Annotated in this window: 39 protein-coding genes; 33 read left to right on the top strand and 6 right to left on the bottom strand. The window is 53.2% G+C overall.

Features of this window, described 5'->3' with window-relative positions:
- Position 1: 1 nt before the first annotated feature.
- From JWZ98_RS03280 to JWZ98_RS03235, 10 genes are all read left to right on the top strand, one after another.
- Positions 2-232, top strand: coding sequence for a hypothetical protein (locus JWZ98_RS03280; RefSeq protein ID WP_205453244.1), 231 nt, complete (start codon positions 2-4; stop codon positions 230-232).
- Positions 229-501, top strand: coding sequence for a hypothetical protein (locus JWZ98_RS03275; protein WP_205453243.1), 273 nt, complete (start codon positions 229-231; stop codon positions 499-501). Before JWZ98_RS03280 ends, JWZ98_RS03275 begins: the two co-directional genes overlap by 4 nt.
- Positions 498-806 carry a hypothetical protein gene (locus tag JWZ98_RS03270; protein ID WP_205453242.1) on the top strand — a complete coding sequence of 103 codons (309 nt, stop codon included), beginning with the start codon at positions 498-500 and terminating at the stop codon, positions 804-806. The genes JWZ98_RS03275 and JWZ98_RS03270 overlap by 4 nt, the downstream gene beginning before the upstream one ends.
- Positions 806-961, top strand: coding sequence for a hypothetical protein (locus JWZ98_RS03265; RefSeq protein ID WP_205453241.1), 156 nt, complete (start codon positions 806-808; stop codon positions 959-961). The genes JWZ98_RS03270 and JWZ98_RS03265 overlap by 1 nt, the downstream gene beginning before the upstream one ends.
- 2 nt (positions 962-963) lie before the next feature.
- Positions 964-1164 carry a hypothetical protein gene (locus JWZ98_RS03260; protein ID WP_205453240.1) on the top strand — a complete coding sequence of 67 codons (201 nt, stop codon included), beginning with the start codon at positions 964-966 and terminating at the stop codon, positions 1162-1164.
- A gap of 12 nt (positions 1165-1176) precedes the next feature.
- Positions 1177-1509, top strand: coding sequence for a hypothetical protein (locus JWZ98_RS23125; protein ID WP_240348192.1), 333 nt, complete (start codon positions 1177-1179; stop codon positions 1507-1509).
- A 112-nt stretch (positions 1510-1621) separates the two neighbouring features.
- A complete protein-coding gene (locus tag JWZ98_RS03250; protein ID WP_205453238.1) occupies positions 1622-2122 on the top strand; it encodes a hypothetical protein in 501 nt (166 codons plus the stop codon).
- Between the two features lie 371 nt (positions 2123-2493).
- A complete protein-coding gene (locus JWZ98_RS03245) occupies positions 2494-2772 on the top strand; it encodes a Bro-N domain-containing protein (protein ID WP_205453236.1) in 279 nt (92 codons plus the stop codon).
- A 27-nt stretch (positions 2773-2799) separates the two neighbouring features.
- Positions 2800-3069 (top strand): hypothetical protein, encoded by a 270-nt coding sequence (locus JWZ98_RS03240; protein WP_205453235.1) that lies wholly within the window; start codon positions 2800-2802, stop codon positions 3067-3069.
- Positions 3066-3305 carry a hypothetical protein gene (locus tag JWZ98_RS03235; RefSeq protein WP_205453234.1) on the top strand — a complete coding sequence of 80 codons (240 nt, stop codon included), beginning with the start codon at positions 3066-3068 and terminating at the stop codon, positions 3303-3305. The genes JWZ98_RS03240 and JWZ98_RS03235 overlap by 4 nt, the downstream gene beginning before the upstream one ends.
- A 34-nt stretch (positions 3306-3339) precedes the next feature.
- Here JWZ98_RS03235 and JWZ98_RS03230 read toward each other — a convergent pair whose 3' ends face one another.
- The 6 genes from JWZ98_RS03230 to JWZ98_RS03205 all read right to left on the bottom strand — a co-directional run bounded on the left by JWZ98_RS03230 (position 3340) and on the right by JWZ98_RS03205 (position 7649).
- Complete coding sequence (locus JWZ98_RS03230; protein WP_205453233.1) at positions 3340-3480, bottom strand: hypothetical protein; 141 nt, start codon at positions 3478-3480, stop codon at positions 3340-3342.
- 94 nt (positions 3481-3574) lie between these two features.
- Positions 3575-4246: a hypothetical protein gene (locus JWZ98_RS03225; protein WP_205453232.1), complete on the bottom strand. Its 672-nt coding sequence runs from the start codon at positions 4244-4246 to the stop codon at positions 3575-3577.
- Positions 4243-4401: a hypothetical protein gene (locus JWZ98_RS03220; RefSeq protein WP_205453231.1), complete on the bottom strand. Its 159-nt coding sequence runs from the start codon at positions 4399-4401 to the stop codon at positions 4243-4245. Before JWZ98_RS03220 ends, JWZ98_RS03225 begins: the two co-directional genes overlap by 4 nt.
- Positions 4398-4700, bottom strand: coding sequence for a hypothetical protein (locus tag JWZ98_RS03215; protein WP_205453230.1), 303 nt, complete (start codon positions 4698-4700; stop codon positions 4398-4400). The genes JWZ98_RS03220 and JWZ98_RS03215 overlap by 4 nt, the downstream gene beginning before the upstream one ends.
- A complete protein-coding gene (locus JWZ98_RS03210; protein WP_205453229.1) occupies positions 4697-5746 on the bottom strand; it encodes a phage portal protein in 1050 nt (349 codons plus the stop codon). Before JWZ98_RS03210 ends, JWZ98_RS03215 begins: the two co-directional genes overlap by 4 nt.
- A gap of 7 nt (positions 5747-5753) precedes the next feature.
- Positions 5754-7649 (bottom strand): terminase family protein, encoded by a 1896-nt coding sequence (locus JWZ98_RS03205; protein WP_205453228.1) that lies wholly within the window; start codon positions 7647-7649, stop codon positions 5754-5756.
- Positions 7650-7827: 178 nt separating this feature from the next.
- On the opposite strand from JWZ98_RS03205, the gene JWZ98_RS03200 reads away from it, so the two are divergent.
- From JWZ98_RS03200 to JWZ98_RS03090, 23 genes are all read left to right on the top strand, one after another.
- Positions 7828-8706 (top strand): GPO family capsid scaffolding protein, encoded by an 879-nt coding sequence (locus tag JWZ98_RS03200; RefSeq protein ID WP_205453227.1) that lies wholly within the window; start codon positions 7828-7830, stop codon positions 8704-8706.
- A gap of 25 nt (positions 8707-8731) precedes the next feature.
- Complete coding sequence (locus JWZ98_RS03195) at positions 8732-9820, top strand: P2 family phage major capsid protein (protein ID WP_205453225.1); 1089 nt, start codon at positions 8732-8734, stop codon at positions 9818-9820.
- A gap of 2 nt (positions 9821-9822) precedes the next feature.
- Entirely contained in the window at positions 9823-10590 is a 768-nt protein-coding gene (gene gpM, locus JWZ98_RS03190) for a phage terminase small subunit (RefSeq protein ID WP_205453223.1), read from the top strand.
- A gap of 13 nt (positions 10591-10603) precedes the next feature.
- On the top strand, positions 10604-10867 hold the full coding sequence (locus JWZ98_RS03185; protein WP_205453221.1) for a hypothetical protein: 264 nt from the start codon (positions 10604-10606) through the stop codon (positions 10865-10867).
- Between the two features lie 103 nt (positions 10868-10970).
- The gene (locus tag JWZ98_RS03180; RefSeq protein WP_205453219.1) at positions 10971-11471 is read left to right on the top strand and encodes a head completion/stabilization protein; all 501 of its coding nucleotides are present in this window, start codon (positions 10971-10973) and stop codon (positions 11469-11471) included.
- Between the two features lie 11 nt (positions 11472-11482).
- Positions 11483-13330, top strand: coding sequence for a hypothetical protein (locus JWZ98_RS03175; protein ID WP_205453217.1), 1848 nt, complete (start codon positions 11483-11485; stop codon positions 13328-13330).
- 9 nt (positions 13331-13339) lie between these two features.
- Positions 13340-13672: a phage holin family protein gene (locus tag JWZ98_RS03170; RefSeq protein ID WP_240348190.1), complete on the top strand. Its 333-nt coding sequence runs from the start codon at positions 13340-13342 to the stop codon at positions 13670-13672.
- Positions 13669-14133 carry a phage tail protein gene (locus JWZ98_RS03165; protein ID WP_205453216.1) on the top strand — a complete coding sequence of 155 codons (465 nt, stop codon included), beginning with the start codon at positions 13669-13671 and terminating at the stop codon, positions 14131-14133. Before JWZ98_RS03170 ends, JWZ98_RS03165 begins: the two co-directional genes overlap by 4 nt.
- Positions 14130-14801: a phage virion morphogenesis protein gene (locus tag JWZ98_RS03160; RefSeq protein ID WP_205453215.1), complete on the top strand. Its 672-nt coding sequence runs from the start codon at positions 14130-14132 to the stop codon at positions 14799-14801. Before JWZ98_RS03165 ends, JWZ98_RS03160 begins: the two co-directional genes overlap by 4 nt.
- The gene (locus tag JWZ98_RS03155; RefSeq protein ID WP_205453214.1) at positions 14791-15918 is read left to right on the top strand and encodes a DUF2586 domain-containing protein; all 1128 of its coding nucleotides are present in this window, start codon (positions 14791-14793) and stop codon (positions 15916-15918) included. The genes JWZ98_RS03160 and JWZ98_RS03155 overlap by 11 nt, the downstream gene beginning before the upstream one ends.
- A 28-nt stretch (positions 15919-15946) precedes the next feature.
- Positions 15947-16405 (top strand): phage protein, encoded by a 459-nt coding sequence (locus JWZ98_RS03150; RefSeq protein WP_205453213.1) that lies wholly within the window; start codon positions 15947-15949, stop codon positions 16403-16405.
- Between the two features lie 4 nt (positions 16406-16409).
- On the top strand, positions 16410-16682 hold the full coding sequence (locus JWZ98_RS03145; protein WP_205453212.1) for a hypothetical protein: 273 nt from the start codon (positions 16410-16412) through the stop codon (positions 16680-16682).
- Between the two features lie 9 nt (positions 16683-16691).
- Positions 16692-16976, top strand: coding sequence for a putative phage tail assembly chaperone (locus JWZ98_RS03140; protein WP_205453211.1), 285 nt, complete (start codon positions 16692-16694; stop codon positions 16974-16976).
- Positions 16977-17158: 182 nt separating this feature from the next.
- The gene (locus tag JWZ98_RS03135; RefSeq protein ID WP_205453210.1) at positions 17159-18907 is read left to right on the top strand and encodes a phage tail tape measure protein; all 1749 of its coding nucleotides are present in this window, start codon (positions 17159-17161) and stop codon (positions 18905-18907) included.
- Positions 18907-19233, top strand: coding sequence for a DUF2590 family protein (locus JWZ98_RS03130; protein ID WP_205453209.1), 327 nt, complete (start codon positions 18907-18909; stop codon positions 19231-19233). Before JWZ98_RS03135 ends, JWZ98_RS03130 begins: the two co-directional genes overlap by 1 nt.
- Before the next feature lies 1 nt (position 19234).
- A complete protein-coding gene (locus JWZ98_RS03125; protein WP_205453207.1) occupies positions 19235-20401 on the top strand; it encodes a baseplate J/gp47 family protein in 1167 nt (388 codons plus the stop codon).
- On the top strand, positions 20401-20925 hold the full coding sequence (locus JWZ98_RS03120) for a phage tail protein (protein ID WP_205453205.1): 525 nt from the start codon (positions 20401-20403) through the stop codon (positions 20923-20925). The genes JWZ98_RS03125 and JWZ98_RS03120 overlap by 1 nt, the downstream gene beginning before the upstream one ends.
- 1 nt (position 20926) lies before the next feature.
- Positions 20927-22243, top strand: coding sequence for a phage tail protein (locus tag JWZ98_RS03115; protein ID WP_205453203.1), 1317 nt, complete (start codon positions 20927-20929; stop codon positions 22241-22243).
- Positions 22244-22252: 9 nt separating this feature from the next.
- A complete protein-coding gene (locus tag JWZ98_RS03110; RefSeq protein WP_205453201.1) occupies positions 22253-22999 on the top strand; it encodes a hypothetical protein in 747 nt (248 codons plus the stop codon).
- A complete protein-coding gene (locus JWZ98_RS03105) occupies positions 22999-23691 on the top strand; it encodes a hypothetical protein (protein ID WP_205453200.1) in 693 nt (230 codons plus the stop codon). Before JWZ98_RS03110 ends, JWZ98_RS03105 begins: the two co-directional genes overlap by 1 nt.
- Positions 23688-24248 (top strand): hypothetical protein, encoded by a 561-nt coding sequence (locus JWZ98_RS03100; RefSeq protein WP_205453199.1) that lies wholly within the window; start codon positions 23688-23690, stop codon positions 24246-24248. Before JWZ98_RS03105 ends, JWZ98_RS03100 begins: the two co-directional genes overlap by 4 nt.
- A complete protein-coding gene (locus tag JWZ98_RS03095) occupies positions 24245-24934 on the top strand; it encodes a hypothetical protein (protein ID WP_205453198.1) in 690 nt (229 codons plus the stop codon). The genes JWZ98_RS03100 and JWZ98_RS03095 overlap by 4 nt, the downstream gene beginning before the upstream one ends.
- 81 nt (positions 24935-25015) lie before the next feature.
- Positions 25016-25891, top strand: a complete 876-nt coding sequence (locus JWZ98_RS03090; protein WP_205453197.1) for a hypothetical protein — start codon at positions 25016-25018, stop codon at positions 25889-25891.
- The last annotated feature ends 231 nt before the right edge of the window (positions 25892-26122 follow it).

Here is a 26122-nt window from a genome sequence, read left to right as displayed (position 1 = left end):
CATGCCCTACAAACCCGTCAAAACCGGCGATTACATCATTCGTTACTTCAACCGCTACGGCGCGCGCCTGAAAGACCTGGAAGATACTGCCACCAGCTACGGCCTGGCCGAGGATACCGGCAACGCGCAGTTGTTTGATCCCGAGCAGATCAAAGACCGCGACGAAAACCACTTTCTGCCGGTCTCGTTCGTCATCGAACGCCGGATTTTCAACTCACTGGATAAACAATGAAAAAACTGCTCATTATTACGCTATGCCTGTGCCTAGTCCCCACCGCCCAGGCCAGAACCCAGCGCAGCCAGGCCGCCAAAGCGCAATTCAAAACCATGCAGCCCTGCCCATCCACCGGCCGCAGCAAAGGCGCCTGCCCCGGCTACATAATCGACCACATCCGCGCCTTAGCCTGCGGCGGCGCCGACGCACCGTACAACATGCAATGGCAAACCGTCGCGGCGGCCAAGGCTAAGGACAAGTGGGAACGGAGAGGGTGCAGGCGATGAAACGTTATTTGAAAAAATTGCATTGTTGGTATTTCGGGCACAAACCAAGACTAGTTCATACCGACTGCAATCCTCATTACGATATTTATATCTGTGACCACTGCGAAAAAGAATATGAAGGCATTGAAGTGCTTTATGACGAAAACAAAATGTTTTTTAAGTACACCCGTTGCACGACACCCAACGCATTAATGATTACCTTATGGGCAAAATTCGCCCGGTTGTTGTTTGGTGAACGGAAATGCACATGCTGCGGCAAGCGCGATTCATCATGTGAATGTTTTGATCCCGACGTGCCATTCTGATGATGAACGCCCACGTCGAATTGTTTTATCGCTTGCTATGCCTGCAAGCGGAAGCGCGCGGCAAGCAATTCGCGCAGATCCATTACTACACGTTAGCGATGTTGGAAAGCGACCCGAACTGGTCGCCTTATAAATTAGAAAATATCCAGGAATGACTATGAATGAAGAATTAATTTATGCATTAGATGAACTTATAAAATCATGGGGAGTTAGGGGTTCGGCTTTATGCTGCACTACTAATTCAGCGAATGCCGAGAGTGATGCCGTGGGAATAAAACAATCGGCAGGATTGGCGGTTAAGCGCTGCAAAGCTGAATTGGAGGCAGTTCTTATATTGTCAAAGCGAACTGAAATATAACTTTGATCATCAATGAAACAAATCGCCCTGCAACAGTTCCAGGCGCTGGGCTTTAGTGAGGGTACCCAGCAAATGCGCGGCCATGCGCTGGGTGCTGTTGAGCGGGGGATTGAGGTAGTTTTTAAAGGCTTTGGTTTCCACCCACGACGCGCCGCACTCGCGGGTATTCATGCACTGGCAATACAGATCGACCACATTGGTCGACAGCTTGTTCCGCGATGTGATCCGGCCTTTACCCAAGCAATTTGGACATTCCACCAACATGCAAAAACCTCCTCAAGTTTTTGCGATATTGTAACAAATAACACCTTAATTCAGGTGTTTAGCATCAATTTCAGCCAATAGGATGTGCTGAATAACGTGAAGCGCATCGTTCGCGACTTGTTGAATGATGAATTTAACTAGTGTAATTTTTAATAAGGTTAATCCCTATTTCATTCATTACCGAGGAGAAAAAATGTTCAAATTCATCAAATGGACTGTTGGTATCGCATTTGCAGCCGTTATTGGCCTGGTCATATTGGGTAGCGTAATCGAGTCGAATAAGACTCCTGAAGAAAAAGCCGCGGATGAAAGCAGACGGCAGGAACAGAATGTGGCCGATGCCAAACAAAAACAGGAACAGGCAATACAAGAGATGGCATCGTTACCCGCTTATAGCGCTAATGATCTAGCGTATGCATACAATGAAAACAGCGTGGCGGCCGATCAGAAATTTAAAGATAAGAAGTTCAAGGTTTCAGGAGTCATATCGGCCATTAATACCGACATATTTGGAAACCCTTACCTAACCTTAAAAGGCGGTGTTAATCAGTTTATGGAACCTCAGTTTTCATTCGATAAAGATTCAATAGCCAGCATCGCAAAACTTAAATCGGGCATGAAAGTAAATCTGGTTTGCACAGGGAAAGGTGATATAGCTAAAACACCGATGTCTCATAATTGTGTATTGATTTAATGATTTTGGCGGATGTCTTGGATATTCGCCAATTAAATTCAGCCTAAAATAGGTGAAACACCAAGTTTTTACACCCATTTTTAGGTGTGAAGTCACGCCGTCAAATGCTTGTTGACAAAAGGTTTTTTCGGGACTAATCTGGATTTACTACAATCTATTAGCGGCCTATCCGCACCCGAAAGCCTGGCGGTTTTTTTATGCCCAGCGTTTTTATACGCCCGAAATCCGTTTCGGTCGTATCCCTGCAATGGGCGGGATGACAGGACGAAATAAAATACCTTCGGGGAATACGTCCGGCAGTCTAATAGCTGTAGTTGAGTCCCGCCTGCCATCACATTGGCAAGCAAACTACTAAACTATTAGGTGACATCATGTCTGAATTCAAAACACTCGCAAACGGCTTTCAATTTGCCGAACAATTCGTTGGAACCGCCGTCGATGAAAATGGCGACGTCTGGTTTAAGGCTAAGGACGTCTGTGACGCGCTCGAAATTACGTGGACAGGAAGCGGAAATACGCTCAGGTCCATACCGGAACCCTGGGTTATGGTCTCGTATTACGAGACCATAAAAGGCGAAAGAGAGACGATTTTTATCAACGAACCCGCCGTCTACAAACTAATCTTCCGCTCCAACAAACCCAAAGCTTAAGCCTTCGCCAACTGGGTTTGCGAAGAGGTGTTGCCGCAACTACGCAAAAACGGCTTCTTCGGCACCATTGATGGCCGCGACCGTCTGGCCTATTCCAAACAGATCGTCGAAATCACCACCCGCCTGACCGAAACCAAGGACGCCATGTTGTTCAAGCTGCTGGCCGGCGAACTGCGCGACCTGTGTAATCTGGTCGGCCGAAAAATGCCGGACCTGCAATTGCTGGGCAAGGACTACAAGCAGTCGGATTTGTTTAAGGAAGGTGCGGCGGCGGTATTGTTGGAAGGTGCCCAATGAGCGCGACACTCGCCGGCCTAAGAAGCCAGATCATGGACCGCATGGAGGAACTGGAGAACGAGATCACCGCCCTGCGCTGCGTCACCGGCCTGCTCAACGGCCAAGTACCCGGTGCCAATGCGATTTGTCTATCGGAACTGTCGTACATCATCGACCCGATTATCGAGCGGGAAAAGGCAATTCTTGACGATGTGCGCGGGATGTTTAAAACGGTGGGGTTTGAGGCAAAGGCTTAGGCATTAAACGGTGGGCACGGGTGCCGTGCCCACCCTACGCTTTTGCCTCCCAAATCCAACCCTTCGGCGGCGGTACCGGGTGTTTCAGGTCTTTACGCGGCGTGATCTGTATCACCGTCACCGGGGTGCAAGCTGCCAGCAACAGCGCCAAGCAAAAGGCAGTTACTTTTGCCATTGTCTAGCCAGCAGGCCCGGCAACTCCGCCAAGCCCAGCGCAATAATCAACAGAATCACCCCTACCAGCACCGCATAGCGAATAATCACATTCATCATGCCGGCTTCTCGTCTTTAATCCGCACGGTGCAGGTCATCTTGTTGCGGTTTTCAATCGCGCCGAACAAGGACCAGCCGATAAACAGGTTGAGGTAACGCACGGTCGGCAGCCAGCACAGGCGGCCATTGTCAAAGATCTTCGCGTCCGGGAATGGGATATAGGCTCTTATCATCCAATGCCCGTCAGGCCTGACCCATACGCTATGCTTGTTTTGCTTTAGATAGTGCCAGATAACAAAGTCCCGGTCGTTGGCAATGCCCAGCAGCCAGTAGTTAACCCAGTTGCCGCCGTTTCGAAACAGCCACAGCATGCAGTTCCAAAAACTAAGCGGATCGCTGCCCGGTTTGATGTGTTCCAGCTGCCAGCCGCTGTCGCCGGATAGCGGGTTGTCGATGGTCATCAGCCATTTAAAGGGATTTTTAAGTTGCAGTTTGTTATCGGTCCGGAACCAGCGCACGGCGATAGGCGCGCAAATGTAGCGGGCCGGTACCAACAGAATATGCACCGGCAAAAACAGCAGCCATTTGCCGATACACACTAACAATTTAGCTTTGTGGCGGATGGCGGTTAACGGGTCTTGGTAGCGTTGCCAAAGCTGGATGGCTTTGTTGATCAACAACAGCAGCGCGCCGGATAGGTTGAGCATAAATTCGACGATGATTTTCATAAGTATCCTAGTTGCGGGTGTAAAAATCGATTGATGGCTGGTTCCCAGCCGAGTAGCGCGGTTTGCATGAGCAGATAAAAGTAGAGATAGGCCAGGGCGATTGCCGCACAAAACCCGATAAAGCCCAGGGCGTGCAAAATGGGTTTGCGTTTCATAACACCAGCTCCCAGGTGTTTTCCAGGTCGTCGGTCTCGATGATTTTCCAGGCCTTTGGCGCGCGATGGCCTTTGGCCCGCTTCATGCGAATGCGTTGGGCGCCGTAGGGGATTAGTTGCTCGATGGCCGCTTTCAGGCGCTTGCCGCCTTCATTCCCCAGCGCCGCTTCCAGCAGGGCGGTTTTATCGTCCAGCCATTTGACCGAAACAACGCCGTCGAAGTCGTCGCGGTTTGCATAGCTTTTGCCTTCCGGATAAAAGCGGATAGTGCCGGTGCCGTGGCTGTAATGCGCGCTCATGCTGCCGCCTTTTTCCAGTCCGGATCGCGGAATTGCACGGCCTGGATGCCCAGCATTTCGTTAAGCGCCAGAAACACTTGCTGCATGGCGGTAATTTCCAGTTCGTGATAAACCTCCATGCTTTTCTGCAAGTCACCAAAGCCGCCGATGTTGGCCGGCATGATGGCCACCAATCCAGGGTAGACACGGTGCATGCTGAGCATTTCCATTTCGGTGACTTCTTTCATGGCCTGAAATTCGTCTTTGCTGCCGATGTTGCCGACCGGGATGATTTTCACCGGCTCTTTGTTGTTCGAGCGGGCGATGTTGAGGTACAGGCTGCGGAAGTTGCCGGGGCCTTTTGAATTGGACACTTGCTTCTCGAGAGCTTTGGCGGTTTCGTCGTCAAAATTGGCGTCTGTGGTCACCAGGATGTAACCCATATGCGCGCCGTTGATGTAGAACTTGCGGCGGAATAGCGTCGCGTCTTCGCTAAGCAGTACCGATTGCACGCCGCCCAGGTATTGCGGTAAACCGAAGATGCCCTGCTTCACCTCCGGCTCTTTCAGGTGCAACACTTCGCCGGGTTTAAACTCGATAAAGGCCTTTTGCGCGTAGTCGGTAGCCGTGGAGTCTTTCAGTTTGACGAACACATCGGGCCGTTTGGTGGGCCGCATGCTGATCGCCGGCAACCAACCAATTCGCACCACTCGCCCAAAGCGATTAAAGAACAGTTGCGGGTAAGCGTTGCCGAATACCGCGTAATCCAGGGCCAAGCGGCGCAAGGTCACAGTGTCCAGCAAGTTGGAGCGGACAAACCACTTGGCAATCATATTGGCTTTAAAGTGCAGAATCGGACCGTGGTAGGCGTTGGCATTCATCAAGCTGGCCAGTCCGGATAGATCCACGGGCGGCCGGTAATAGTCGCCGCTGCCATCCATGACAACGCCCAGGTAGTCGGTCAAGCGGTTATTCAGTACCGACTCGGGTTCGCCAAAGGAAAAGGCCATGGTTTTACCGGTTGCCGGCGGCGCGGTATTAAAAAAAGTCTTCAATTTCTCGATCATGGCGTCCTCAGTTGCTAAAGGTCGCGGTGGATTTCCGCGCGTTGTTGTCTATGGGTTCGTATTGCAAAGCGTGCATAATCGACCAAGCCACGTCGGCGTGGCCGGCTTCGGTGCTGCGGTTGCTGGCATAGGTAATCTGGCCGCTGCCGGTGGTGGTTTTGCTGATCATCAAAAAGGCCCGGGTTATTTCGTGGTCGCCGGCTTTGTATTTCAGGCGGTTGTTTTCGATCACGTCCAAGGCCTTCACCACCAGCTTGGTTTTCATCTCCATGCTGTAGTGGATGGGCGTGACTGCCGGGTACCAGACCTGCACCAGCTCGAACACGCCATGCCCAATGCCGGTGGTATCGATGCCGATGAATTGCACGTTGTGCGTGTCGCGCACGTCCTTGATGCGGTTAGATTGGTATTGAAAGTTTTGCCCGTGGTAGCTGTCGGTGCGCAGCACGCGCCAGGCTTCGCCGGGTATCAACGGGATGGCCAGCGCCGCCAAACTGGCGTTGTCTCGGGTGCGGCTGGGGTCGTAACCCAAGGCCACAGGCTTGTTGGCAAACGGCCGCGCGGCTTCCGGTTTGTAGTCCGGCCATTGGTCCACGTCGACGGTACATTCCAGCAACTTGGACAGCTTGAAAATGCTTTGGCTGTCGTCGATGAACTTGCACATATACAAGTTGGCGAAATCGTCTTCGCTGAATTCGTCTTTCAGCTGCTCAATATCAAACAGGTCGCAGCCTTGCGCCTCGGCGTCTTCCACCGTCACCATGTTCCGCCATTTCTTGTCTGGGCCGTAAGCACCGTCTTTCAGGCCTTTGTGGCTGATGTCGAACTCGGCTTTGTTGTTGTCGGCGCGGCGTTGGTTGTACATCTCGCCGGACCATTCCGCGTAAGCCTCGTGGCTGATCGCTGACGGCGTGCTGAACTTGGTAATCCGCCACTTTTTGTGCGAGGCCATGCCGCTGGACACTTTGTTTAGCTTTTTGTAATTGGGTATCCAGAACACTTCATCGATATACAGATGGCCGTGGTAGGACTGGGCGGTGTTGCTGTTGGTGGACAAAAAGCGCAGCTCGGCGCCGTTGGATAGGATGATGACGCCCTGCCCTTTCAACTCGACGTCGAAGCAATTTTTGGCATAGGCGATGATGTAGGCTTTGAAAACCTCAGCTTGATCGCGGCTTGCGGATAAGAAAATACAATTTTCAGCAGTCCGAATAGATCTATCGAGCGCCTCGAAAGCGAAATACGCCGTCGCGCCTATCTGCCGGCTTTTCAGGATTAATCGAATACGATCATTGCGGTGTTCGTACCAGAGCTCTTGATAATCGAATACGCCTCGCCAAACCTCTTCGCCTTTTTCGTTTGTATCTTTGAAGAGATGATTGCGCCTGGCATCGTCCAACATTTCCGGCGTGATGCCGGATATATCGTTTTTCGGGGCTTTTTTCTTCCGCTTCTCAGTTTTTTCTTCATTGTTGTGTCTGGCGGCGCGTGTTCCAGACACGCCGCCGCACTCCCCCCGTCCCTGGGGGTCGAAAAATACCGCCTCACCAGGAACGCCGACATTAAACGATCTGCCACTGGCCAGGGCGTTTGCTTGGGCTTCTATCAACTTGGCCTTAGCCAGCTCTATTTTGAGATTTCCGAAGTTTTTGGTTAGCGCGGTAAATTCGGCCAGTTCTTCAGCGGTTTTTTGCTCGCGTTCGGCCAGGATATTGATACGGCGGGCGATGGCGGTCTCGATGGTATCCGGCGGGCAAAACGTATCCCAGGCGTTGTCGTCGCGCCAGTTGTAGAGCGTGCGGGCATTAACCCCCGTTTCTCGCTCAATTTCTAAAATGGTGTAGCCGCGAACGTACAGCTGTTTAGCTGTTTGCTGCATTTCCGGCGAGTAGCGTCTTGTCATCAGTGGGCCGATAATGGATTTACACTCATTATCAGGTGTTTTTTCAGCCCAAACCCCTTCGCAGTTTTCTAAAAATTCCTATATCAATCAATTAGGTAAAGCCAGGATTACCGCCGGTTGTTTCGTTATGGAAATTCGTTAATCTGTCGCAAAGTTCACCTATTTTTGAGTGCGAAAGATGACAGGCAGAGTGTTAACAACCGATTACAAGCGCATAGGAGTTTCTGGGCCAACGTCAGACGGTCGAGTGATTGATCCAGTATGGATCGATGAAATGGCCGAAACCTACGATCCTGAAAAAACCTTCAAAGCGTTGATTTGGCCTGATCACATGCGCTACATGAATTATGGTTCTGTTGAATCATTGAAAGCCACTACCGGCGTCGATGGGCGGCGCGAATTATGGGCTGTGTTATCGCCTAATACCTCTTATCAACTCGACAACAAATACGACAGACGGCTGTTTACCAGCATGGAGATCACGTTTGATTTTGCCAAGTCAGGCAAAGCTTATCTGACCGGTCTTGGCGCGACGGATGAACCTGCCAGCCTTGGTACCAGTGAGATCAAGTTTAATAAACATGCCCAAGCCGCTGGAATGATCCTATCTGGATTCATTGAATCGGAAACCAAAACATTCACTGATCAAGCGCCGGCTTCGCTGCTCGATCAAATCAAAGCCCTTTTCACGAACCAAAAACCCGAGGATGCAGACATGGCAGACAAAGCCGCATTGGAAAAATTAAGCACGGACGTAGCGGCCTTGGCAGCAAAGTTTGCCAAATTGGAAACCGCCGACAAACAACCTGACCCCAAACCCGACGACCTGGCCGCGCAATTTGCCGCGCTGCAAAAAAGCCACGAAGAGCTGCAAGCCAAGTTCAACGCCTTGCAAGCGGCCGGCAATCAATCAGCGGAAAAAACTGAACTGGATGAGCTGAAAGCAGAGTTTGCCAAGCTGCAAACCACGCTGAATGACGCGTTGAAGGAACAGCCAGGCACCGAAGGCGGCGAGCATTTCGGCGCAAACGGCGACGCTAACAGCCAATACATCTAACGGAAATTTTTAATAAGGAACGATCATGAGCCAGCCACTATCAACACTGGGCAAACAACGCTTAAATGCCTTGTTTGCCGCCACCGCCGCCGCTTTTGGCGTAAGTGCATCTGACCCACGTTTAGGCCAGCATTTCAATCCGACATCCGAGCAAGCCGTTCAGTTTTTCCAAAACCTGAAACGTAACGTGCTGGCCGATTCGTTGTATGCCGCCACTGTGCCGCTGCAACAATCTTTACAGCCAAAAGCCATACAGCTGGCTAACCCTTTCTTTTCCAGCTTGCCGATGATTCCGGTCAGTGACACAACCGGGCAAAAGGTCATTTTGGGTTTAACAGGTCGCGTGGCCAGCCGTACGAATACCAGCTCAGGCGAGCGGGTACCGAAACGGTTGAATCAACAAGACAACCAAGACTGGGCCGTCAAACAAACCAACTTTGACGTGGCGCTGTCGTATGCCGACATAGACGCCTGGGCAAAATTCCAAAACTTTGAAGCCTTGTACATGCAAATCGTTCGTGAGGCGATTGTGAATGACATGCTGGTGACTGGCTGGTACGGCACATCGGCCGCAGCGGGTACCAACATCGGCACCAACCCCAACCTGCAAGATTTAAACATCGGCTGGCTGGAAAAAATCCGCACGTTCAACAGCACTTCGCAACATGTGGGATCTGGCGTGTCGATTGGCGCGACTGGTACCTACAAAAACTTGAGTGAAGCGATTCACGACATTAAACAAGTCGTATCGGCGGCATTTAGAAACCGGGGCGACTTGGTAGCTTTGGTGGGTGATAACCTGCTGGTTAATGCCATGGATAAGTTTTATGAAACCCACGGCAATACACCCAGTGAGAAAGTGCTGATCAATGGCGTGGTAACGAACGATTTTGGCGGCCTGCCAACCTTCAGCCCACCGTTTTTCCCGAACAGCACCATCGTCATCACCCCGCTGAGCAACTTGGCCGTTTATTACCAAGACAGCAGCATTCGCCGCACCCAACAAGATTGGCCGGCGAAAGACGAGGTGCGCGAGTTTAACTCCATGAACCTGGCCTATGTGGTGCAAGAAGAGTTTGCCACCGCCATGGTTGAAGGCATCACCCTGGTTTAATCATGAGCAAAATAGCCGCAATCAAACAACAGCAACTTGAGGCCGCCGCGCGCGGCCTTAAGCCTGCGGTTGCCGAACCAAGCCCCGATCCGGTTAGAAAGCTGCAAGCGGTCAAAGCGGTTGAGCCCCCATACCAGCCAAGAGAACCCGAGTCGGCGCCGGGTGAGGTAGTTCATGGCGATCTGGCTCACTACCAGGCCGCCATGGATGCCGACATTGCCAATCTGTCGCCTATCAAGGATCTGGCGGAAAAAGCCGTTGCCAAACAACGCATGATCGAAACCTACTGGGGTTTTGTGAAAGCCTACATGGACAACGGCGATAACTACCCGAACAGCGTAGCGGTGCGGGTGATGGTCTGGCTATTCGATACGTTAGACATAGAGCGCGGTTTGGAGCTGGCGTTTCACCTGATCAAACAAGGCGTGCATGTGTCGCCGCCTAAGTTCGACAGAGACATCCCGACCTTTGTGTGTGATGCCGTCTACGACTGGGCCGCGGCCTTGTTAAAAACCGAACCGCCACAATCGGCCAGCCCGTATCTGGACGCCTTGGTGGCCACCATCGACAACGATGCCTGGTCCTTAGCGCCGCCGGTGCAAAGCAAGATGTACGTCATCTTAGCTAAGCACAAAAAGCGCAGCGAGGAATGGCAGACCGTGTTGGCCCTATGCGAGAAAGCCGAAGCGGTTAATCCGGAAGGCGCCGGCGTGAAAGGTTTAAAGACCACCGCGCAAGCAAAATTGAAAGCGGTCGATAAGGCCGAATAACTTGAGAGCAAACATGGCAAAAATGAGAGCAAAACTGCAGGTTGGATTCGTTCAAGAGCATTTCGCTTACGACGACAAAACAAAAAAAGTTCAGGAAACCTTGTCGATGTACGCTGTTGCCGCATCCAAATATCCGGAAGATGGCAGCGACGAAGACAACACGTACGCTAAGTTTTCGCCCGGTGCGCAGTTGAATATCAACATTGCCAACCCTGAACTGTTTGGACAATTCAAAACTGGCGACAAATATTACGTTGATTTTACGCTAGCGGAATAACGACTCCTCAAGCCCTGGCTGGCTGTCATCGCTCGATACTCACGCTCTGATGATGTTATCGACAGGTGGTTAGTCCAGGCACTAATTTTAACGGGATGCACCCATGAGTTTGACCGGTAAACCCTCATTGACCACCGCAGCGCCGTTTACCAACGACGGCTTTTGGGCGGATCTGTCGCTGGGGGATTTGATGACCAAGTACCGGTTGCCTGGGGAGTATGCTGACGACACGATCAAATGGGGACTGACGCTGGCCGTGGTCAACGTCAATCTGGACTTGGAAGCGGTAAAGCTGGCGATTATCGGCCTGGGCTATGTCACGCTGGACGCGTATATCGCCGCCCATCCGCGCCCGCTGAACGGATCCGATCAAACCTTGGTGCAGTACACCCATGCCGTGTACAGCTTTGCCAAAGCGCAGCTATTACCGCAATTCAACAGCATGAACCGCCGGGAAATCGCGGAAAACGCCGCGAAAGAAGCCCCGGAAACCGAACAATACTGGCTGGATGAATCCGCCAAAGCCGTGCAGCAACTATTTGCCCTGTTCCTGCCGACCGAAATTAAAACTGCCAATCATGGCGCGCATGTTGCGCTGATTTAAGGATAATATTTATGGCTGACATTAATTTACGCCCAATAAGCACAACGCCACAGCCTGACGATTATGTCGCTGTGCAAAATGCATATGATGGATTAGGCGATGAGCAACGGATAGCCGGCGCATTGGTCGGTCATTATCAGTCTGCACAAGATTTGCCATCCCCGACAAAGGGCAGAATGCTATGCACCGTTAACGGCGCACCGGCTATATCTGATGGATCGGAATGGATCATAGATGCGCCTCTGGTCAAAAACGAAAGTAAGTTATATGCCGCATTAACAGAATACGGTGCGGCCAGGATAGGGCATGATGCTGATTTTGTGTTGGACGATTTTGAAATGCCAGCTGATACTAAGATAACAGGCTCAGGGACAATACGATGGGATGGGAATAATACCATTTCAAACTGCATCAAGCTAAACTCGCGGTGTGGTATCCAAGGCGTTAAGTTTGCTAGTAATATCAATGACTCTAAAGTTAAAACAGTTCTATACGCAAAAGCTAACGCAACAGAGGCTGAGTTTGACAGGTTGCGATTCGACGGATTGTTAAGCGGCAACGCGCTTTCTTACGAAAAATTTATTTATTTTGAACAGGGATGCACTGGCGCAAAAGTCACAAACAACAGGATGAAAAACGGTGGCGAGGCAATTATGGGCCTCAATACACAGAAATCAGAGTTTCGTGGCAATGTCATCTTGTCGCCGGCTGGAGCTGGTTTCCGGTTCTATGGTGGCAAGTTCAACACGGTGGCGTCAAATAAGGTATACGGCAGCAACATCCACGGCACTACGTACACTGGCAGAACAGTGGCAAATCGCTCCACTATTTGCGGGATCAATTTCCTGACATTTGGTTTTATTGGTCAAAACCGCGGTATCGTTGGCAATATCATCACCGATAATGAGTTGTATGGCATCAGCGAGGAATCAATCGGACTCGATACGCACGGCAACGAATCAGCTGATGCCGCCGAAAACCCCTATGTACCTATTGGGACCTTGCAATCTGTGTCGCTAGGCACAAATCAGCAAACAATTACGATCCAAGAGCCGACCTTAAAAGGCGGAGTTGCCGCCGATTCTACTTGGGCATTGCAGTGCTATGTCATCATGCTGACCGGCGCAGCTGCAGGATTCATCGCTCCAGTAATATCGTCCACTGCGTCGGCATCTGCAAACACGGCAACCATTACTATCCCGCGCAATATGGGTGATTTAGTAGCTGCGACCGGAGATAAGATGCTGATTACGTATGGCATTATGGACAACGTAATCGGTGACAACATTATCAGAAACGGCTGCGTTGGTATTTCTCTTTGGGGTTCGTGCTGGGGCAACAATGTTGACAATAACAATGTCTTATGTCTTGAAACTGGTCTGCAAATAGCGTCAGTGCTAGGCGGTTCAGTGGTCAATGGTGCCGATTCCAGTGGAAATCCTCTTTCCCCAACCCTGGGTTATTCCGGCCTTAATAACGTACGGGGTAATAATGTCCGCATGCAGTACGAGGGCCAGCCTACTGCGAATACACGTGGGAACACCCCGTTAGCTCTTGGAACGTGGGCATACGGCGCTCCTGATACATCATTGCCGTCAAACCTTGGCACGAATATTGAGGGCAACACGTTCATTTCTGCAAAAAATGCTAAAGTTGGCGGCTCTCACGGATCGGTTGACGCTGGCAATAAAACGGCTGTTGGCTGCCGGTTTGACGGGAATACCATAGTCGGCGGCGGTAAGTTCGCGATGAATAAGACGGACTCGATGAAAATCGGTAAAAACTTTTTGGTGGCAAGCCGCGAGGATTACAACGTCGCTACCTCAGCAAATAACACGAATATTATTGATGCCGGTTAAAAAATAATTATGGACAAAGACCCCCTCAGCTACTCGCTAGTGACCTACGCCTGGGTATTCGTGCTGTCGATGCTCGGCGGCATAGTAAGCTTTAACACTAAGCTACGCAATGGCACCGCCAGGCCGTTCAACATCATGGAATTGCTGGGCGAGATATTGACCAGCGCTTTTGTCGGCGTGCTGACCTTTTACCTGTGCGAGGCTACCGGCGTGCCGCAATTGGTCAGCGCGGCTTTGGTGGGCATCTCTGGGCACATGGGCAGCCGGGCAATTTTTCGGCTGGAGCTGTGGGCTCAGCGCCGCTTGCTGGGTGACGATCAGCCGGTGGATAAACAGCCATGAAGCAGCTGCAAGCCATCACCGCCTTTTTGGTCAACCTGAATCTGGTGGCCGCCGAGAACATAGACGCCTGGGTGGAAAACCCGCAGATCATCCCGGCCGGCACCGACAAGGGCGCGAAAAGCATTGTGTTGTTTCGGCAGAAATACGACGCGATGATCGTCATCGAGCGGTTTCCGCACAAGGTACACCCGGCCGAACTGCTATTCGGGCAGGTGTGTGCCTGGCTGATGGAAAACGACGGCGAACGCGGCGACGGCAGCGAGGCAACGATCACAACCGAAGTGGAGATCCTGGACGACAGCACCGCCGACGTGATTATCACCATCGACTTTATCGAAGACGTGACCGCCTACGAAGACGCAACCGGGCCGATTGCCTTGGCCGGCAAACATTACCGGCTGGACGCGCAGGACATTATGTATGCGGAAACGGGTTATGTGACGGCTGACGCGGTGCTATGACCCCGATTGTTGTCGATGTTGTCGGCAAGCTGAAGCTGGATCAACAGCTGGCCTTGTTAAAGATGCCGCTGGCCAAGCGGGCCAGGTTGTTGAAGAAAGTCAGCAACAAAGTAATCCGCGATAGCCGGAAACGGGTGCAAACCCAAACCGATTTACAGGGCATGCCCTACAAGAAGCGCTGGAAGCAACGCAAAGACCGCCGGAAGATGCTCAGCCGCTTGATGCGGCAAGCGGCGGTACTGAGTAACGACGGCTCGACAGCCCGCATAGGCTTTAAAGGCCGCGCCGGCTGGATTGCCGCCAGGCAACAGTTTGGAGCCAGCGAGACGGTAACGGCCAAGGCCGGCGGTGATGGCACCAAACGCACAGCGAAGAATGGACCGGCGACGAAACGCCAGGCGGCCACGTTGAAAGCGCTGGGTTTTAAGATCAGCACCGGCAAACGCAAACGCGCTGTCAGCATGGCCTGGATCCAGCAGAACATGACGATAGCCAGGGCCGGGGCGATTATCCGCAGCATGCGCTTAAAGCGCGGCATCCGGCCCAATACCAGCTGGAACACCGTATTACCGGCCCGCTCGTTTTTAGGGGCCACCGATCAAGAAGTGATGCAGTACATACAAGACATTTTCGACGATATAAACCAGGAGATCAGCCGTGTTAGGTAAAGTCACAGTCAACGCACTCAATTTGCAACAGGGCGAATTTCCCACCGTTGAGAAATTTTTTCTGTTTATCGGCGTCGGCCCCACCAATCGGGACACGGTGCTGTTTTTAAACACCGACAGCAATCTGGATACCGAGCTGGGCAGCGCGGCATCGGAGATAAAAACCCAGATCAGCGCGGCGCGATCCAATGCCGGGCAAAACTGGGCCTGTGCGGCCATACCGGTGGCGGATGGCACGGCCTGGGCGGCTGCGGTGGATTTAGCCATGGCGCAAGACGTGCGCGTGGAAGCGATTGTGGTCTGTACTCCGGTCACCGCAGCGGCGCAATTAACCGCGATGAATACCAAGGCGGAGGACATTAACACCACCTATGGCCGTCGGGTTTTTTTCATCGCGCAATCGATTGCTATCGACCCCACACCCAGCACCGGCAAAACCTGGGCGCAATTTATTACCGAACGCACCGCGCTGACCAGCGGCTTAAGTGCCTACCGCGTCAGCGTAGTGGCGCAAATCTACGCTAACAGTATCGGCATATATGCCGGCCGATTGTGTAATTACGGCACGACGGTGGCCGACACGCCGATGCGTGTGGAAACCGGTCCGCTGGTGGGCGTGGATCAAACCGGTTTGCCGGCGGATAAAGACGGCGTGAAATACAACAACGCCCATGCCAAGGCGCTGAACGATCAACGCTTTGCGGTACCGCAATTGTATGCGGATTATCCCGGAGTGTTCTGGTCGGACGGCCAAACCCTGGACGCGCCGGCGGGCGATTATCAAGTCATCGAAAATTTGCGGGTGGTGGACAAAGCCGCGCGCGCGGTGCGCTTGGTGCTGATTGGCTTGCTAGGCAATCGCCGTTTCAATTCCGAGCCTATCGGCGAGGCCTGGGCGATTAACAAGTTGATGCGGCCATTGCGGGAAATGAGCCGGTCTTATGCCTTTCAGGGCATTCCCTTTCCGGCTGAGTTAAAGCCGCCACAGGATGGCGATGTCGCCATCAACTGGATTACCCGCACCCAAGTAGAAATTTTTATGAAGGCGCGGCCTTTCGAAATTCCGAAAGACATTACCGCCAACATCGTGTTGGATTTGTCCGCACCCGTGGCTTAACCCGCGCGGCATTATTGGAGATTAGGCAATGAGTAATAAAAGACTTTCCGCGCAAAACTTCGACATTATGGTCGGTGATTTGTTAGTGCATGTGGAAACCATGAGCGCACAGATTACCGACAACCGGCAACCGACATTTATCCGCGGCGTGCCGGATGGCTATGTTGACGGCGATGTGGCGTGTGCCGGCGACATCGAGCTGGACAGCAAAAACTTTAACCTGTTCACCGATGTGGCGCGCAGCAACGGCAGCTGGCGGGCGATGCCGACCTTCGACATTATCTACAGCGGCGTGACCATCTCGGATAAGCAAAAAATCGAGATGTTCGGTTGTTTGATCAATATCACCGACTTGCTGAACAACGATGCCAAGGGCGGCGAGAAATCCAAACACAAACTCAGCTTTGCAGTGACTAGCCCTGATTTTGTGCGCCTGAACGGCGTGCCGTATCTGGACGCGGACGATACCCGCGCCTTGTTGGCTTAAGACCATGACGTTGTTGTTATTGCTGTTGGCGGCGCTGTTTGGTTTGTTTTGCCATTGGCTAAAAAAGTGGGCGCGCGGCCAAACCAAAGCCGAGTTTAAAGCCTACATGCTCAGCCACCGCAAACACTCGATTGCCTCCGTTTGCACCACGCTTGGCGCGGTGGCGACGCTGTATACCGTGGGCGATGTGGTGCTGAGCAGCCAAACCCTGGCGTTGGCGTTTCTGTCCGGCTTTACGCTTGATAGTGTCGTGAACAAAACCCCTGAAAACATTTAAGAGGATCCTATGAGCCTAATTACCGTAAGCGTTGGCGATACCGACTTGGTGTTTAACGCGGATCACGACGATTTGAATCAGTTGATCAACACGCAAATGCCGAACGACAAAATCGGCCCGACGTATAACTTTTTGGTGCGTACAGTCGCGCCGGAAAGCAAAGAGGACTTTAAGCGCTTGATCCTCACGGAATACAACAAACCCAAGGGCGTGTTGGTGATGCAGATCGGCGGCATTGTCACCGGCGAACTGGGCGGCGGGGTGGAAATCGTTTTAAAAAAGCCGAAAGCGTAGCGGCGGCGCTGGAAGACAACGGCTTTGCCCAATTGCAGTGGCTAAGCCGGCACTGGCTACCGAATATGCCGGTGGATGAAAACAGCATGGGCGCGGCGTTGTGGCTGGAAAAGCGCTACTGGGAACAAATGAGAAACAGCGTGGCGGCGGGGATTGCGCAGGCATTTGAATAAGGCATAAACATGAGCCAGGCACTACATAATTTAACCTTCATGGTCTCGCTGCTGGACAAGGTCTCCGGACCGGCCGGCGCGATGATGAAAACCATGGATAACGTCACTACCCGTATCCAAGCCGGTTATCGCAAGATCGGCTATGGAATCGCCGGCGTGGTGGGTACCGGTTATGCCCTGGACAACATACTGGCGCCGACCAAGGAAATGCAGGCGGCGCTGGGACAGGTAAAAAGTTTGGATGTCACGGACGACGTCCTCTCCCAATTGACGAAAACCGCGCTGAAGTTCAGCACGCAATACGGCGAATCGGCGGCGGATTTTGTGAAGTCGTCTTACGAGATTAAAGGCGCGATCGACACATTATCCGGTGACGATCTGCCTAAGTTTACCTATGCCGCCGGCGTATTGGCGAAAGGCACTAAAGCCAACGTCGGCGAGATCACCAACTACTTCGGCACCATGTACGGCATTTTTAAGGACACCGCCGAAACCATGGGCAAAGCCCAATGGATTGAGCAGTTGACCGGCCAAACCGCGTTGGCGGTGAAGATATTCAAGACCGACGGTGCCGGCATTTCTCAAGCCTTTACCACTTTGGGCGCGGAAGCCACGGCGGCGAATGTACCAATTGCCGAGCAGTTTGGCGTATTGGGCCGTTTGCTGGCGACGATGCCAGGCGGCGAGGCCGGCACCAAGTACCGGGCTTTTCTGCACGGCGTGGGCAATGCCCAGGACAAGCTGGGATTGAAGTTTACCGACTCGTTCGGGCATATGTTGCCGATGGTCGATATTCTGAACAAGATCAAAGGCAAGTTTGGCGACCTGGGCAAGGTGGAAACCGCCGATTTAATCAAAAAAGCCTTTGGCAGCGATGAGGCTGTCGCCTTAGTAAAACTGCTGGCTATCGACATTGGCGGCCTGAACGACAACATCAAACAAATAGGCAACCAGACCGGCATGCAAAACGCCATCGAAATGGCGCAAACTATGACCATGGGCTGGGACCGGGCCACCCAAGGCGTTAACGCCTTGAAAATTGCGCTGGGCCTACAATTGATGCCTACCATCAATGTGTTTTTCGACAAGATCAACGGCGGCATTCAAACGCTGTTGCGTTGGAGCGAGTTGTTTCCAGAATTAACCCGCTGGGTGAGCCTGGGCGCGCTGGGCATTTTTGGTTTGATTGCCGGCGTGTCGCTGTTGTCGATCGTGATGGGTGTAGCTACGGTAGCCGGCGGCGGCTTTGCGGTGATTATGGCGGTGTTATCCAGCCCGATTACCGGCATTGCCCTGGCCATTGCTGCCGTGGGCTATCAGTTGTATCGATTCATCAACTATAGCCGTGATCTGGTCGGTGAATATCAGGTATTCGAAAGCATCTTTTCCGGTTGGGAAACCGTGCAAAGCTGGGTAACCGGCGTGATCGAGTATGTGATGAACAAGTTCGAGGGCTTAAAGGCTTGGTTTAAGAATTTCAACCTGTGGGAATTCTTGTTGTCCGGCGTGGATGCGCTGATCGGCAAAATCAACATGATCCCCGGCATTAACATCGACCTGGGCGGCGCGCCGAAACCGATAGCCGCGCCGGCCGGTTTGAATGGCGGTGGCAGCAAAGGCGGGCTAATGAACAAGTTCAGCACGATGAACAACAACCAAAACCAATCGCGCAGCATCGGCACGGTGCAAATCAACAATTACGAGTCTAAACGTAGCCTGTCGCAATTGGTTGACGACGTGATGATGGCGGGTGGTTGATGGCCGAGCTGTTTGTCGATCTGCTGATTACCAACAACGATTTGACCTTGGACAGCGGCGGCGAACCGTTGCTGTTGAACAACCGCGACAGCATTGCCCAGGACATTAAGCATTTGATTCGGGAATCCGGGTTGATGGTGGTCATCATCGGCATGCGCGACCCGATTCAAGTGAAGATCCGCTTACAGCAATTGGTGCTGTTGATCGAGGACGACGAGCGATTGATTCCCGGCACCGTCGCTATTACCCAAGCCGACACCGAACTGTTTTACGTGACCGCCGACACCGTCGATTTCGGCCCTATCGATCTTTACATTGCGATTTGATATGGACTTTACCCAGATTTTAAAAGACAACGGCATCCCCACCACGCAAGCGGAACTAGAAAGCCGTTGGCGGGATATTGTCGCCAGCGCCGGTACCGCGATCAGTAACGACAGCATCATGTCGCCGTTTTGGCGGTTTGTGACGGCGGCGGTGACGAATCCGGTGCTGTGGCTGGTCAACTTTATTGCTGTGACGGTGATGCCGAACGCTTACGTTAAGTATGCGGTCGGCGAGTTTTTGGAGCTATTAGCCGACGCAGTAAATCTATTCCGCAAACAACCGACTAAGACCAAAGGCGCCGTCACCTTTGTCCGGGTAGATACTGGTTTGGCGATTACCGTGCCGATTAATACCGTGGTGCAAACCGCCACAATAAACGGCAAGGTCTATCAGGTAAAAACCACGGAAGCCAAAAGCTTTGTCGGTACCAACACCACCTTGGCCGTGCCGGTGGAAGCAGTAGAAACCGGATCGGCTTATAACCTGGCGGCCAATTATTACAACGTGTTGCCGGTACCGATTATCGGCATAACAGCAGTAGCGAATGGCGTGGACTGGATTAGTTCGCCGGGTACCGACGTGGAAACGGACGACGCTTTACGGGCGCGCATCCGCAACCAGTTCGGCACGGCGTCTAGTTATCACACGGATAGCGTGTACCGGTCATTGATTGCGCAGTTTCCTGGCGTGGCGATCGATGCGATTTGGTTTGAGCATAACGCCCCGCGCGGACCCGGCACCGCGAACGCTTACGTGTTGTTCGACTTTTCCGCGCCGGTTTCCACGTATCTGTTGGCGATCAACCAATACATCACCGACCAGGGCAACCATGGCCACGGCGATGATTTGATTGTGTACCAGATGCCCGAGCAGACCCGCACCTTGACGGCCACGGTCTGGGTGGAAAAGTTTTTGACCACCGAACAACAGGCGCAGATAGACGCCGATGTGACGGTATTTATCAACGCCGCCTTTCGGGAAAACCAAGCCTATAAACCCACGCTGACGTATCCGTATAGCCGGTTTTCGTTTTCCAAGCTGTCAGAAGATATCCACGCACAATTTCCGGCGGTGCATAGCGTGTCGTTTAGTTTGACAGACATCGTCACGACCAAATGGATACCGCGGCTGACCTCGTTAACCGTGACTGTGCAGGAGACCGAGTAATGATCGAGATTAAATTACCGTTTTGGATGGACGGCGAGCAGCTGGGCAAGCTGCGCGCGGCGGTGGCGGCTTGGTGGGATGTGGTGGAGACCTGGATCAAGTGGCCGGTGACGCAAATGGACGCCCTCACCTGCTCGATTGGCGTGTTGAATCTGCTGGCGTTTCAACGCGATGTCGCCCGGTTTACCGGCGAGCCGCTGGAGCTGTTCAGAAAGCGGGTGAAGTTTGCCTATATCAATGCCGAAGACGCCGGCAGTAAAGCCGGGTTTATCCGGATTTTCGAGCGGCTGGGGATTGGCTATGTGGAGATTACCGAACGCTTTGATAGCGTGGATTGGGATGTGATCGGCCTTGGGTTGTCTGACTCGCAGATTTCCGGAAATACCGAGCTGCTGAACCAGATCATTTACGCCTACGGCCGCACCTGCCGGCGTTACGAATTTTTAACCATTACGCCTTTGACGGTGACATCGCCGGCTTGGGCGGTCGGTCACGCTTACGGCTACGACGTAGCAAGGATATAACATGGCATTTATCACGATTGCCGGTGAAAACAAGATTGCCTTCCAGCAAGGCAACAGCCTGCTGTTGAACATCACGCATTTTGTGTTAGCCAATATTGCCGGCTTGGGCGCCGAGCCGGCTAACCGGATCGAGGGCTTGCCCGCTTCCGGCGATATTGTGCATACCCAGGCCGTGACCCGCAAAGGGTACGTCAACGCTAATCAGGTAGTTTACAGCCTGGCCATGGACAGCACCATCGGCGATTTCGATTTTAATTGGGTGGGGATTAAAGACGCCGACAACGTGCTGATCGCTTGTTCGCATATTCCCACGCAACAAAAACGCGCCACCGCCGGCGCAGTGCCCGGCAACAACGTGACGCGCAACTTTCTGTTGGCGTTTTCCGGGATTGCCGCGACCACGGCCATTGCGGTACCAGCGGAGACCTGGCAAATCGATTTTACCACCCGGCTTTTGCAGATAGACGAGCGCGAGCGCTTGAGCAATTTTGATATTTACGGCCAGGCGGCGTTTTTTGCCGACGGTTTTAAGGTGTCGTTGCAATCCGGATCGACTTATCAAATGGCGGCCGGGATTGGCTATGTGGGCGGCATCCGGTGCGAGCAATTGTCCGTGGCGACGATTAACGTCACCGGCTTGCCGAAGTCGATCTGGATGGATGCCAGTTTGCAGGGTGACATTAACGGCGTGTCGGCGGTGTTTAGTTTTTCGGCGACGGCGGCAACGTTGACCAATTACACCGACGGCAGCGGGTTTAAGCACTATGTGACGAAGATTGCCGATATTTCGGCAGGCGGAGTAATTACCGATACGCGGATGGTGGTGGGTGATAACACCGGTGTGATCGGCTTGTTCCCGCGCACCTCCGCGCCGCCTGGCTGGATTAAAGCCAACGGCGCACTGTTATCCAGGACGGTTTACGCCAAATTGTTTGCGGTGTATGGCACGACATTCGGCGCCGGCGATGGCAGCACTACGTTTGGCATTCCTGATTGCCGGGGCGAGTTTCCGCGATTTTTGGATGACGGGCGCGGGATTGATCCGGGCCGGACGGTAGGCAGCGCGCAAAAAGGCACGGCTGTGCCGTTTGATATTGGCATAAACGGTGTAGTCGGTCTCACGTCGTCCGCATTATCGAGCGGCGCGGCGCAAGACGAAGTAGGCGTGGATTATCAAGCCAGTGATACCAATTATGCCTCAACCTATTTTGCCGACGTGCCATCCAGTTCGAATGCGGTCGTGCAAAACGGCGTGAGCGTGGCGTGGGGTATTAGTAGGCCGCGCAATGTGGCGATGTTGGCTTGCATAAAATACTGAGGACATATCGTGAGCAAAACTATTTTTAATTACAACCATGAAAACGGCGAATATTTATCCAGCACGATAGCCGATGAATCGCCGTTAGAGGCCGGTGCCTATTTGATTCCGGCGAACGCCACCGACGTGCCGTTATTGGCCAATGTGCCACCGAGAAAAACGCAGATTTTTGTTGAATCAACGCAATCCTGGCAGTTAGTCGATGATTGGCGCAACGTGCCGCTGTTTGATAAACAAACGGGCAAACCTGTTTCGATTACCGGCATTAATATCAAACCGGCCGATATTGGCGCGACGGAATTACAACCGCCCAGCGCTTTGCATAGCTGGGTGAACGACCATTGGGCGCTAGACAATACCAAGGTAAATGCCGCCTTTGTTAAAAAACAGGCGGATAAGGTAGCAGCGTTGGCGGCCGCTTGCCGGGCCGAGATTTTGGCGGGCTTTGTCTGTGATGCCCTGGGCGACAATCATCATTATCCGGCTGGCGATCTTGATCAGCAAAACCTAACGGCATCCGTCGTCGATTCCACGCTGCCTGGGTTGCCCGTTGATTGGACCACGCCGTTTTTGTGTGCGGATAGCAATAACCAATGGGCCTACCGCGCACATACCGCCGCACAAATTCAGCAAGTTGGCCGGGCTGGCAAGGCGGCCATTTTGCAGAGATTGGTTAAAAATGCCAACTTGGCGGCGCAAGTAATGGCCTTGCCGAATACGGCGACCGACGCACAATTCGACGCGATTGTCTGGTAATGACCTGGACGCCGCTAACCCTATCCGCACCCACTAGCAGCGCCGCTTCGGCAGCATCTGCTTTGTCGGTGATTGCCGTTGACCCTTGGACGCATGGATCGAGTGAAGGCGGCGTGCTGTCGTTTCCGAACGCGGTAGATGCGGTGATTGCCAAGGCGGCCGGCCACAACGGCGCGGCGCTGGGCATTGCGGTGACGGCGGCGAGTATGGGCGATTTTGTCGGGCAGCTGACCAGCTTGGGCAATGCCTTCCCGATGCCGAGTTTGTCCAGGCTGGCCAGGCGCGCGGCGCAAATGGCGACCTTGGAAATCAGCAAAATGCAGCTGGTACCGCATCAACAGCATGGCGGCGGTTTGCCTATCAACGCTTTGCCGGCGGTGCGCGGTTTACAACGCGCGGATATGATCAAAGCGGCCAGCGATGCGGCGGAATCTTTCAAGACCAGTAGCACAGCCGGCAATGTCTCGGCGTTTCAATCGGCCAAAACCGCACACGCGGCGATGGTGGCGGGTGTGCAGGCGGCGGCATCAGCCGGATTGACCGGCGGTACGGGTTTTAGGTTTTACGCGGCCAATAATGTGGCCAGCGCACTGCGGCTGAATCATCCGGGGCACGAATACACCTTGACGGCGATTCAGTTGTTTTTGGGTTCGCCGACTGATTTGGCCTTGTTGGCGGAGATATTCCAATGAGTATTTATCTGAACGGGGTGAAGATTCCGGGCTATGGTCTGCGCGTATCCGCCAATCTTGTGTTGGCCGGCGAGGATTTAAGCGGCAACAGCAGCAGCACGACGCAAGCCGAGAAAGGCGACAAACCCAAAACCATCAGCGTGCGCACGACCATTAAATTTACGAATCCCGGAGAACTATCGGCGATTTACCAGCTGGCGGAGTCTCGAGCCAGTTCCACGGACCGGACGGTTTACAACATCATCAACGATACCGCGCAAGCGCTGAATATGCGTCAGGTGACGTTTCAAGGCAATGTCGACGCATCGGAGCAATACAATTTGCGTTGCTGGGATGTGACGTTTACGTTGGTTGAGCATCGTTCGGTACCGGAAAAGAAACAGGCGCGGGCTCAGGCTAAAGCGAAGGCCAAGCCGGTGACGACACAACGCGCCGCCGGACAGCCGGTGGCGCCGGTTTCTACGGCATCGGCGAGCGGATCCACGACAGAGACGGTGACGTTAACGCCGTTTGAAGAAGTGTTGAAGGCGGCAAACGATAAAATCAAGGCGCTATGAAACTGGATAGGGTGTTGACGATTGGCGGGAGCACGGTGCCGGTGGTGGACGAACGGGTGCTGCTGTCGTTGACGGAACCCGGCCGGGCGCAATTGACTATTGAAGCGGCGGCGGCTGATGTGTCGGTGATGTCGGCAATGGCGCTAGATATTGGTTACGCCAGCCACGACGATGCCCAGCGCTTGTTTTTGGGGTATGTGGACAGTGTGACGCCTATCGACAGCAAGCATTGCAAGATTTTTTGCCGGGAGTTGGCGGCGCTGCTGAAGATGACGGTGCCGTTGAATCTGCGCCACCCTACCCTGCGCGATGTATTGGCCGCGGTGCATGATGCCACCGGGCTTAACTTTAGTGCGCCGGATGCGGCTTACGCCTCGACCAAGATCCCGCATTTTGCCAACGTCGGCAGCGGCTTTCAGGCCATGGCCGGCGTGGGTAATGCTTTTCGAATCCCCGATTTTATTTATCAACAGCAAGGCGAAGGGGTGATTTATGTCGGCGCTTGGGCTGATTCGCGTTGGCAGGATAGCGCCGTCGACATTGATGTGAGTTATTTTGCCGAGCAGTTGAGCAGCCATGCGGCCAGTGTTGCGGCGATTCCGGCGATGCGCCCCGGTGTGGTGGTGAACGGCAACCGGGTGCAGACGGTGGAGTTTTCCGGGAATTTAATGACTTTGAGTTGGTAAGCATCAAACCATGTAGGTTGGGTTAGGCGATAGCCGTAACCCAACACGACGGCCTTGCCCATTTAACACACCTTAATCGCCATGAAAAAAGCTATCAAAGGCATCATCGATCAGTTGTATCCGGAGCTGTCCGGCAAATATCACTTACCGCGTTTTGCCGAGGTGGTGGCGGTGCGGGAAACGCCGCAGAACGGCGCGGTGGCCGATCCGTTCCGGCCTTATTACGCGGTGGACGTGCAGGTGTTGAACGAGCACGGCGAGCCCGACAAAACGTTTCCGGTATTGCATGACGTGCCATTGCCAACCGCCGGCGCCGGCCATGAGCAAGGCCATTTTTCGTATCCGCAGGACGGCACCCGGGTGGAGATTGGTTTTGCGTACGGTTCGCCGAATCAGCCGTTTATCCGCTCGATACAACCGCACAATTTAAGTCTGCCGCAGGTCGAACGCGGCGAGCAGCGCTGGCAGCACGGCGCGGGCAGTTTTCAGCGTTGCGACAAGGACGGCAATTGGGAAACCAAGACCGACACCAATATCAATGAAGATAGCCTAAAGCGGATTATCTCGGCGCTGGAGAATCTGGAGACTTATACAAAATCGGCAGTGACTGTTGAGGCAGACAGCACTGAGACGGTGGGCGGGACCAAGCGTATCGACGCGATGGGCGCGCTGCGGCTGAATGCCGGCGGTCGATGGGATGTAATCGCGCTAGATAACATTACAGCCACCAGCCAAACCAAGCAGTTACACAGGGCGCCGAAGACTTGGATCGGCAGCGATGGCGAGAACGTGTTGCGGATCTTGTCGGAGTTAATGGGCCAGGTGATTGATTTGTGTAATGTGCTGGCTAGTCATACCCACCCGACTGTCGGCCCCTGTAGCCAGGGCAGTCAGATCAATACGATCGGCAGCGATACGGGTGGAATTCAGGCGCGGTTGGATGGGATTAAGGAATAAAAGACGGTGCGACCGCGAGAAATGTTGACGCATTGCTCGTGACCACCTTCGGCAGGTATGAGCTGCGTCAAGCCAAGGCACCGTGCTGTGCACACAGCGTTGCTAAGGCTAGTACAGAGCAACCATTTATGGAAATCGTGAAATGTGGAAAGTGCCAACGGAAGTTGGCTGAAGCGGATTATTTGATTATTGCAATCAAGTGTCCGCGTTGTAAAACACTTAATATTTTGA

The sequence above is a fragment of the Methylomonas sp. EFPC1 genome (genome assembly GCF_016925515.1).
Taxonomy (GTDB): domain Bacteria; phylum Pseudomonadota; class Gammaproteobacteria; order Methylococcales; family Methylomonadaceae; genus Methylomonas; species Methylomonas defluvii.
Note: the sequence above shows the minus strand (reverse complement) of the source record. Positions and strands in the feature narration are given on the sequence as shown.

Coding starts and splice junctions, on each gene's coding strand:
- JWZ98_RS03100 (WP_205453199.1), top strand. CDS start 23,688: ATGAGTATTTATCTGAACGGGGTGAAGATTCCGGGCTATGGTCTGCGC.
- JWZ98_RS03115 (WP_205453203.1), top strand. CDS start 20,927: ATGGCATTTATCACGATTGCCGGTGAAAACAAGATTGCCTTCCAGCAA.
- JWZ98_RS03175 (WP_205453217.1), top strand. CDS start 11,483: ATGGCTGACATTAATTTACGCCCAATAAGCACAACGCCACAGCCTGAC.
- JWZ98_RS03200 (WP_205453227.1), top strand. CDS start 7,828: ATGACAGGCAGAGTGTTAACAACCGATTACAAGCGCATAGGAGTTTCT.
- JWZ98_RS03140 (WP_205453211.1), top strand. CDS start 16,692: ATGAGCCTAATTACCGTAAGCGTTGGCGATACCGACTTGGTGTTTAAC.
- JWZ98_RS03185 (WP_205453221.1), top strand. CDS start 10,604: ATGGCAAAAATGAGAGCAAAACTGCAGGTTGGATTCGTTCAAGAGCAT.
- JWZ98_RS03235 (WP_205453234.1), top strand. CDS start 3,066: ATGAGCGCGACACTCGCCGGCCTAAGAAGCCAGATCATGGACCGCATG.
- JWZ98_RS03170 (WP_240348190.1), top strand. CDS start 13,340: ATGGACAAAGACCCCCTCAGCTACTCGCTAGTGACCTACGCCTGGGTA.
- JWZ98_RS03135 (WP_205453210.1), top strand. CDS start 17,159: ATGAGCCAGGCACTACATAATTTAACCTTCATGGTCTCGCTGCTGGAC.
- JWZ98_RS03090 (WP_205453197.1), top strand. CDS start 25,016: ATGAAAAAAGCTATCAAAGGCATCATCGATCAGTTGTATCCGGAGCTG.
- JWZ98_RS03095 (WP_205453198.1), top strand. CDS start 24,245: ATGAAACTGGATAGGGTGTTGACGATTGGCGGGAGCACGGTGCCGGTG.
- JWZ98_RS03195 (WP_205453225.1), top strand. CDS start 8,732: ATGAGCCAGCCACTATCAACACTGGGCAAACAACGCTTAAATGCCTTG.
- JWZ98_RS03225 (WP_205453232.1), bottom strand. CDS start 4,246: ATGAAAATCATCGTCGAATTTATGCTCAACCTATCCGGCGCGCTGCTG.
- JWZ98_RS03125 (WP_205453207.1), top strand. CDS start 19,235: ATGGACTTTACCCAGATTTTAAAAGACAACGGCATCCCCACCACGCAA.
- JWZ98_RS03220 (WP_205453231.1), bottom strand. CDS start 4,401: ATGAAACGCAAACCCATTTTGCACGCCCTGGGCTTTATCGGGTTTTGT.
- JWZ98_RS03120 (WP_205453205.1), top strand. CDS start 20,401: ATGATCGAGATTAAATTACCGTTTTGGATGGACGGCGAGCAGCTGGGC.
- JWZ98_RS03105 (WP_205453200.1), top strand. CDS start 22,999: ATGACCTGGACGCCGCTAACCCTATCCGCACCCACTAGCAGCGCCGCT.
- JWZ98_RS03205 (WP_205453228.1), bottom strand. CDS start 7,649: ATGACAAGACGCTACTCGCCGGAAATGCAGCAAACAGCTAAACAGCTG.
- JWZ98_RS03215 (WP_205453230.1), bottom strand. CDS start 4,700: ATGAGCGCGCATTACAGCCACGGCACCGGCACTATCCGCTTTTATCCG.
- JWZ98_RS03150 (WP_205453213.1), top strand. CDS start 15,947: ATGAGTAATAAAAGACTTTCCGCGCAAAACTTCGACATTATGGTCGGT.
- JWZ98_RS03180 (WP_205453219.1), top strand. CDS start 10,971: ATGAGTTTGACCGGTAAACCCTCATTGACCACCGCAGCGCCGTTTACC.
- JWZ98_RS03250 (WP_205453238.1), top strand. CDS start 1,622: ATGTTCAAATTCATCAAATGGACTGTTGGTATCGCATTTGCAGCCGTT.
- JWZ98_RS03160 (WP_205453215.1), top strand. CDS start 14,130: ATGACCCCGATTGTTGTCGATGTTGTCGGCAAGCTGAAGCTGGATCAA.
- JWZ98_RS03270 (WP_205453242.1), top strand. CDS start 498: ATGAAACGTTATTTGAAAAAATTGCATTGTTGGTATTTCGGGCACAAA.
- JWZ98_RS03210 (WP_205453229.1), bottom strand. CDS start 5,746: ATGATCGAGAAATTGAAGACTTTTTTTAATACCGCGCCGCCGGCAACC.
- JWZ98_RS03165 (WP_205453216.1), top strand. CDS start 13,669: ATGAAGCAGCTGCAAGCCATCACCGCCTTTTTGGTCAACCTGAATCTG.
- JWZ98_RS23125 (WP_240348192.1), top strand. CDS start 1,177: ATGAAACAAATCGCCCTGCAACAGTTCCAGGCGCTGGGCTTTAGTGAG.
- JWZ98_RS03260 (WP_205453240.1), top strand. CDS start 964: ATGAATGAAGAATTAATTTATGCATTAGATGAACTTATAAAATCATGG.
- JWZ98_RS03275 (WP_205453243.1), top strand. CDS start 229: ATGAAAAAACTGCTCATTATTACGCTATGCCTGTGCCTAGTCCCCACC.
- JWZ98_RS03145 (WP_205453212.1), top strand. CDS start 16,410: ATGACGTTGTTGTTATTGCTGTTGGCGGCGCTGTTTGGTTTGTTTTGC.
- gpM (WP_205453223.1), top strand. CDS start 9,823: ATGAGCAAAATAGCCGCAATCAAACAACAGCAACTTGAGGCCGCCGCG.
- JWZ98_RS03265 (WP_205453241.1), top strand. CDS start 806: ATGATGAACGCCCACGTCGAATTGTTTTATCGCTTGCTATGCCTGCAA.
- JWZ98_RS03130 (WP_205453209.1), top strand. CDS start 18,907: ATGGCCGAGCTGTTTGTCGATCTGCTGATTACCAACAACGATTTGACC.
- JWZ98_RS03280 (WP_205453244.1), top strand. CDS start 2: ATGCCCTACAAACCCGTCAAAACCGGCGATTACATCATTCGTTACTTC.
- JWZ98_RS03245 (WP_205453236.1), top strand. CDS start 2,494: ATGTCTGAATTCAAAACACTCGCAAACGGCTTTCAATTTGCCGAACAA.
- JWZ98_RS03230 (WP_205453233.1), bottom strand. CDS start 3,480: ATGGCAAAAGTAACTGCCTTTTGCTTGGCGCTGTTGCTGGCAGCTTGC.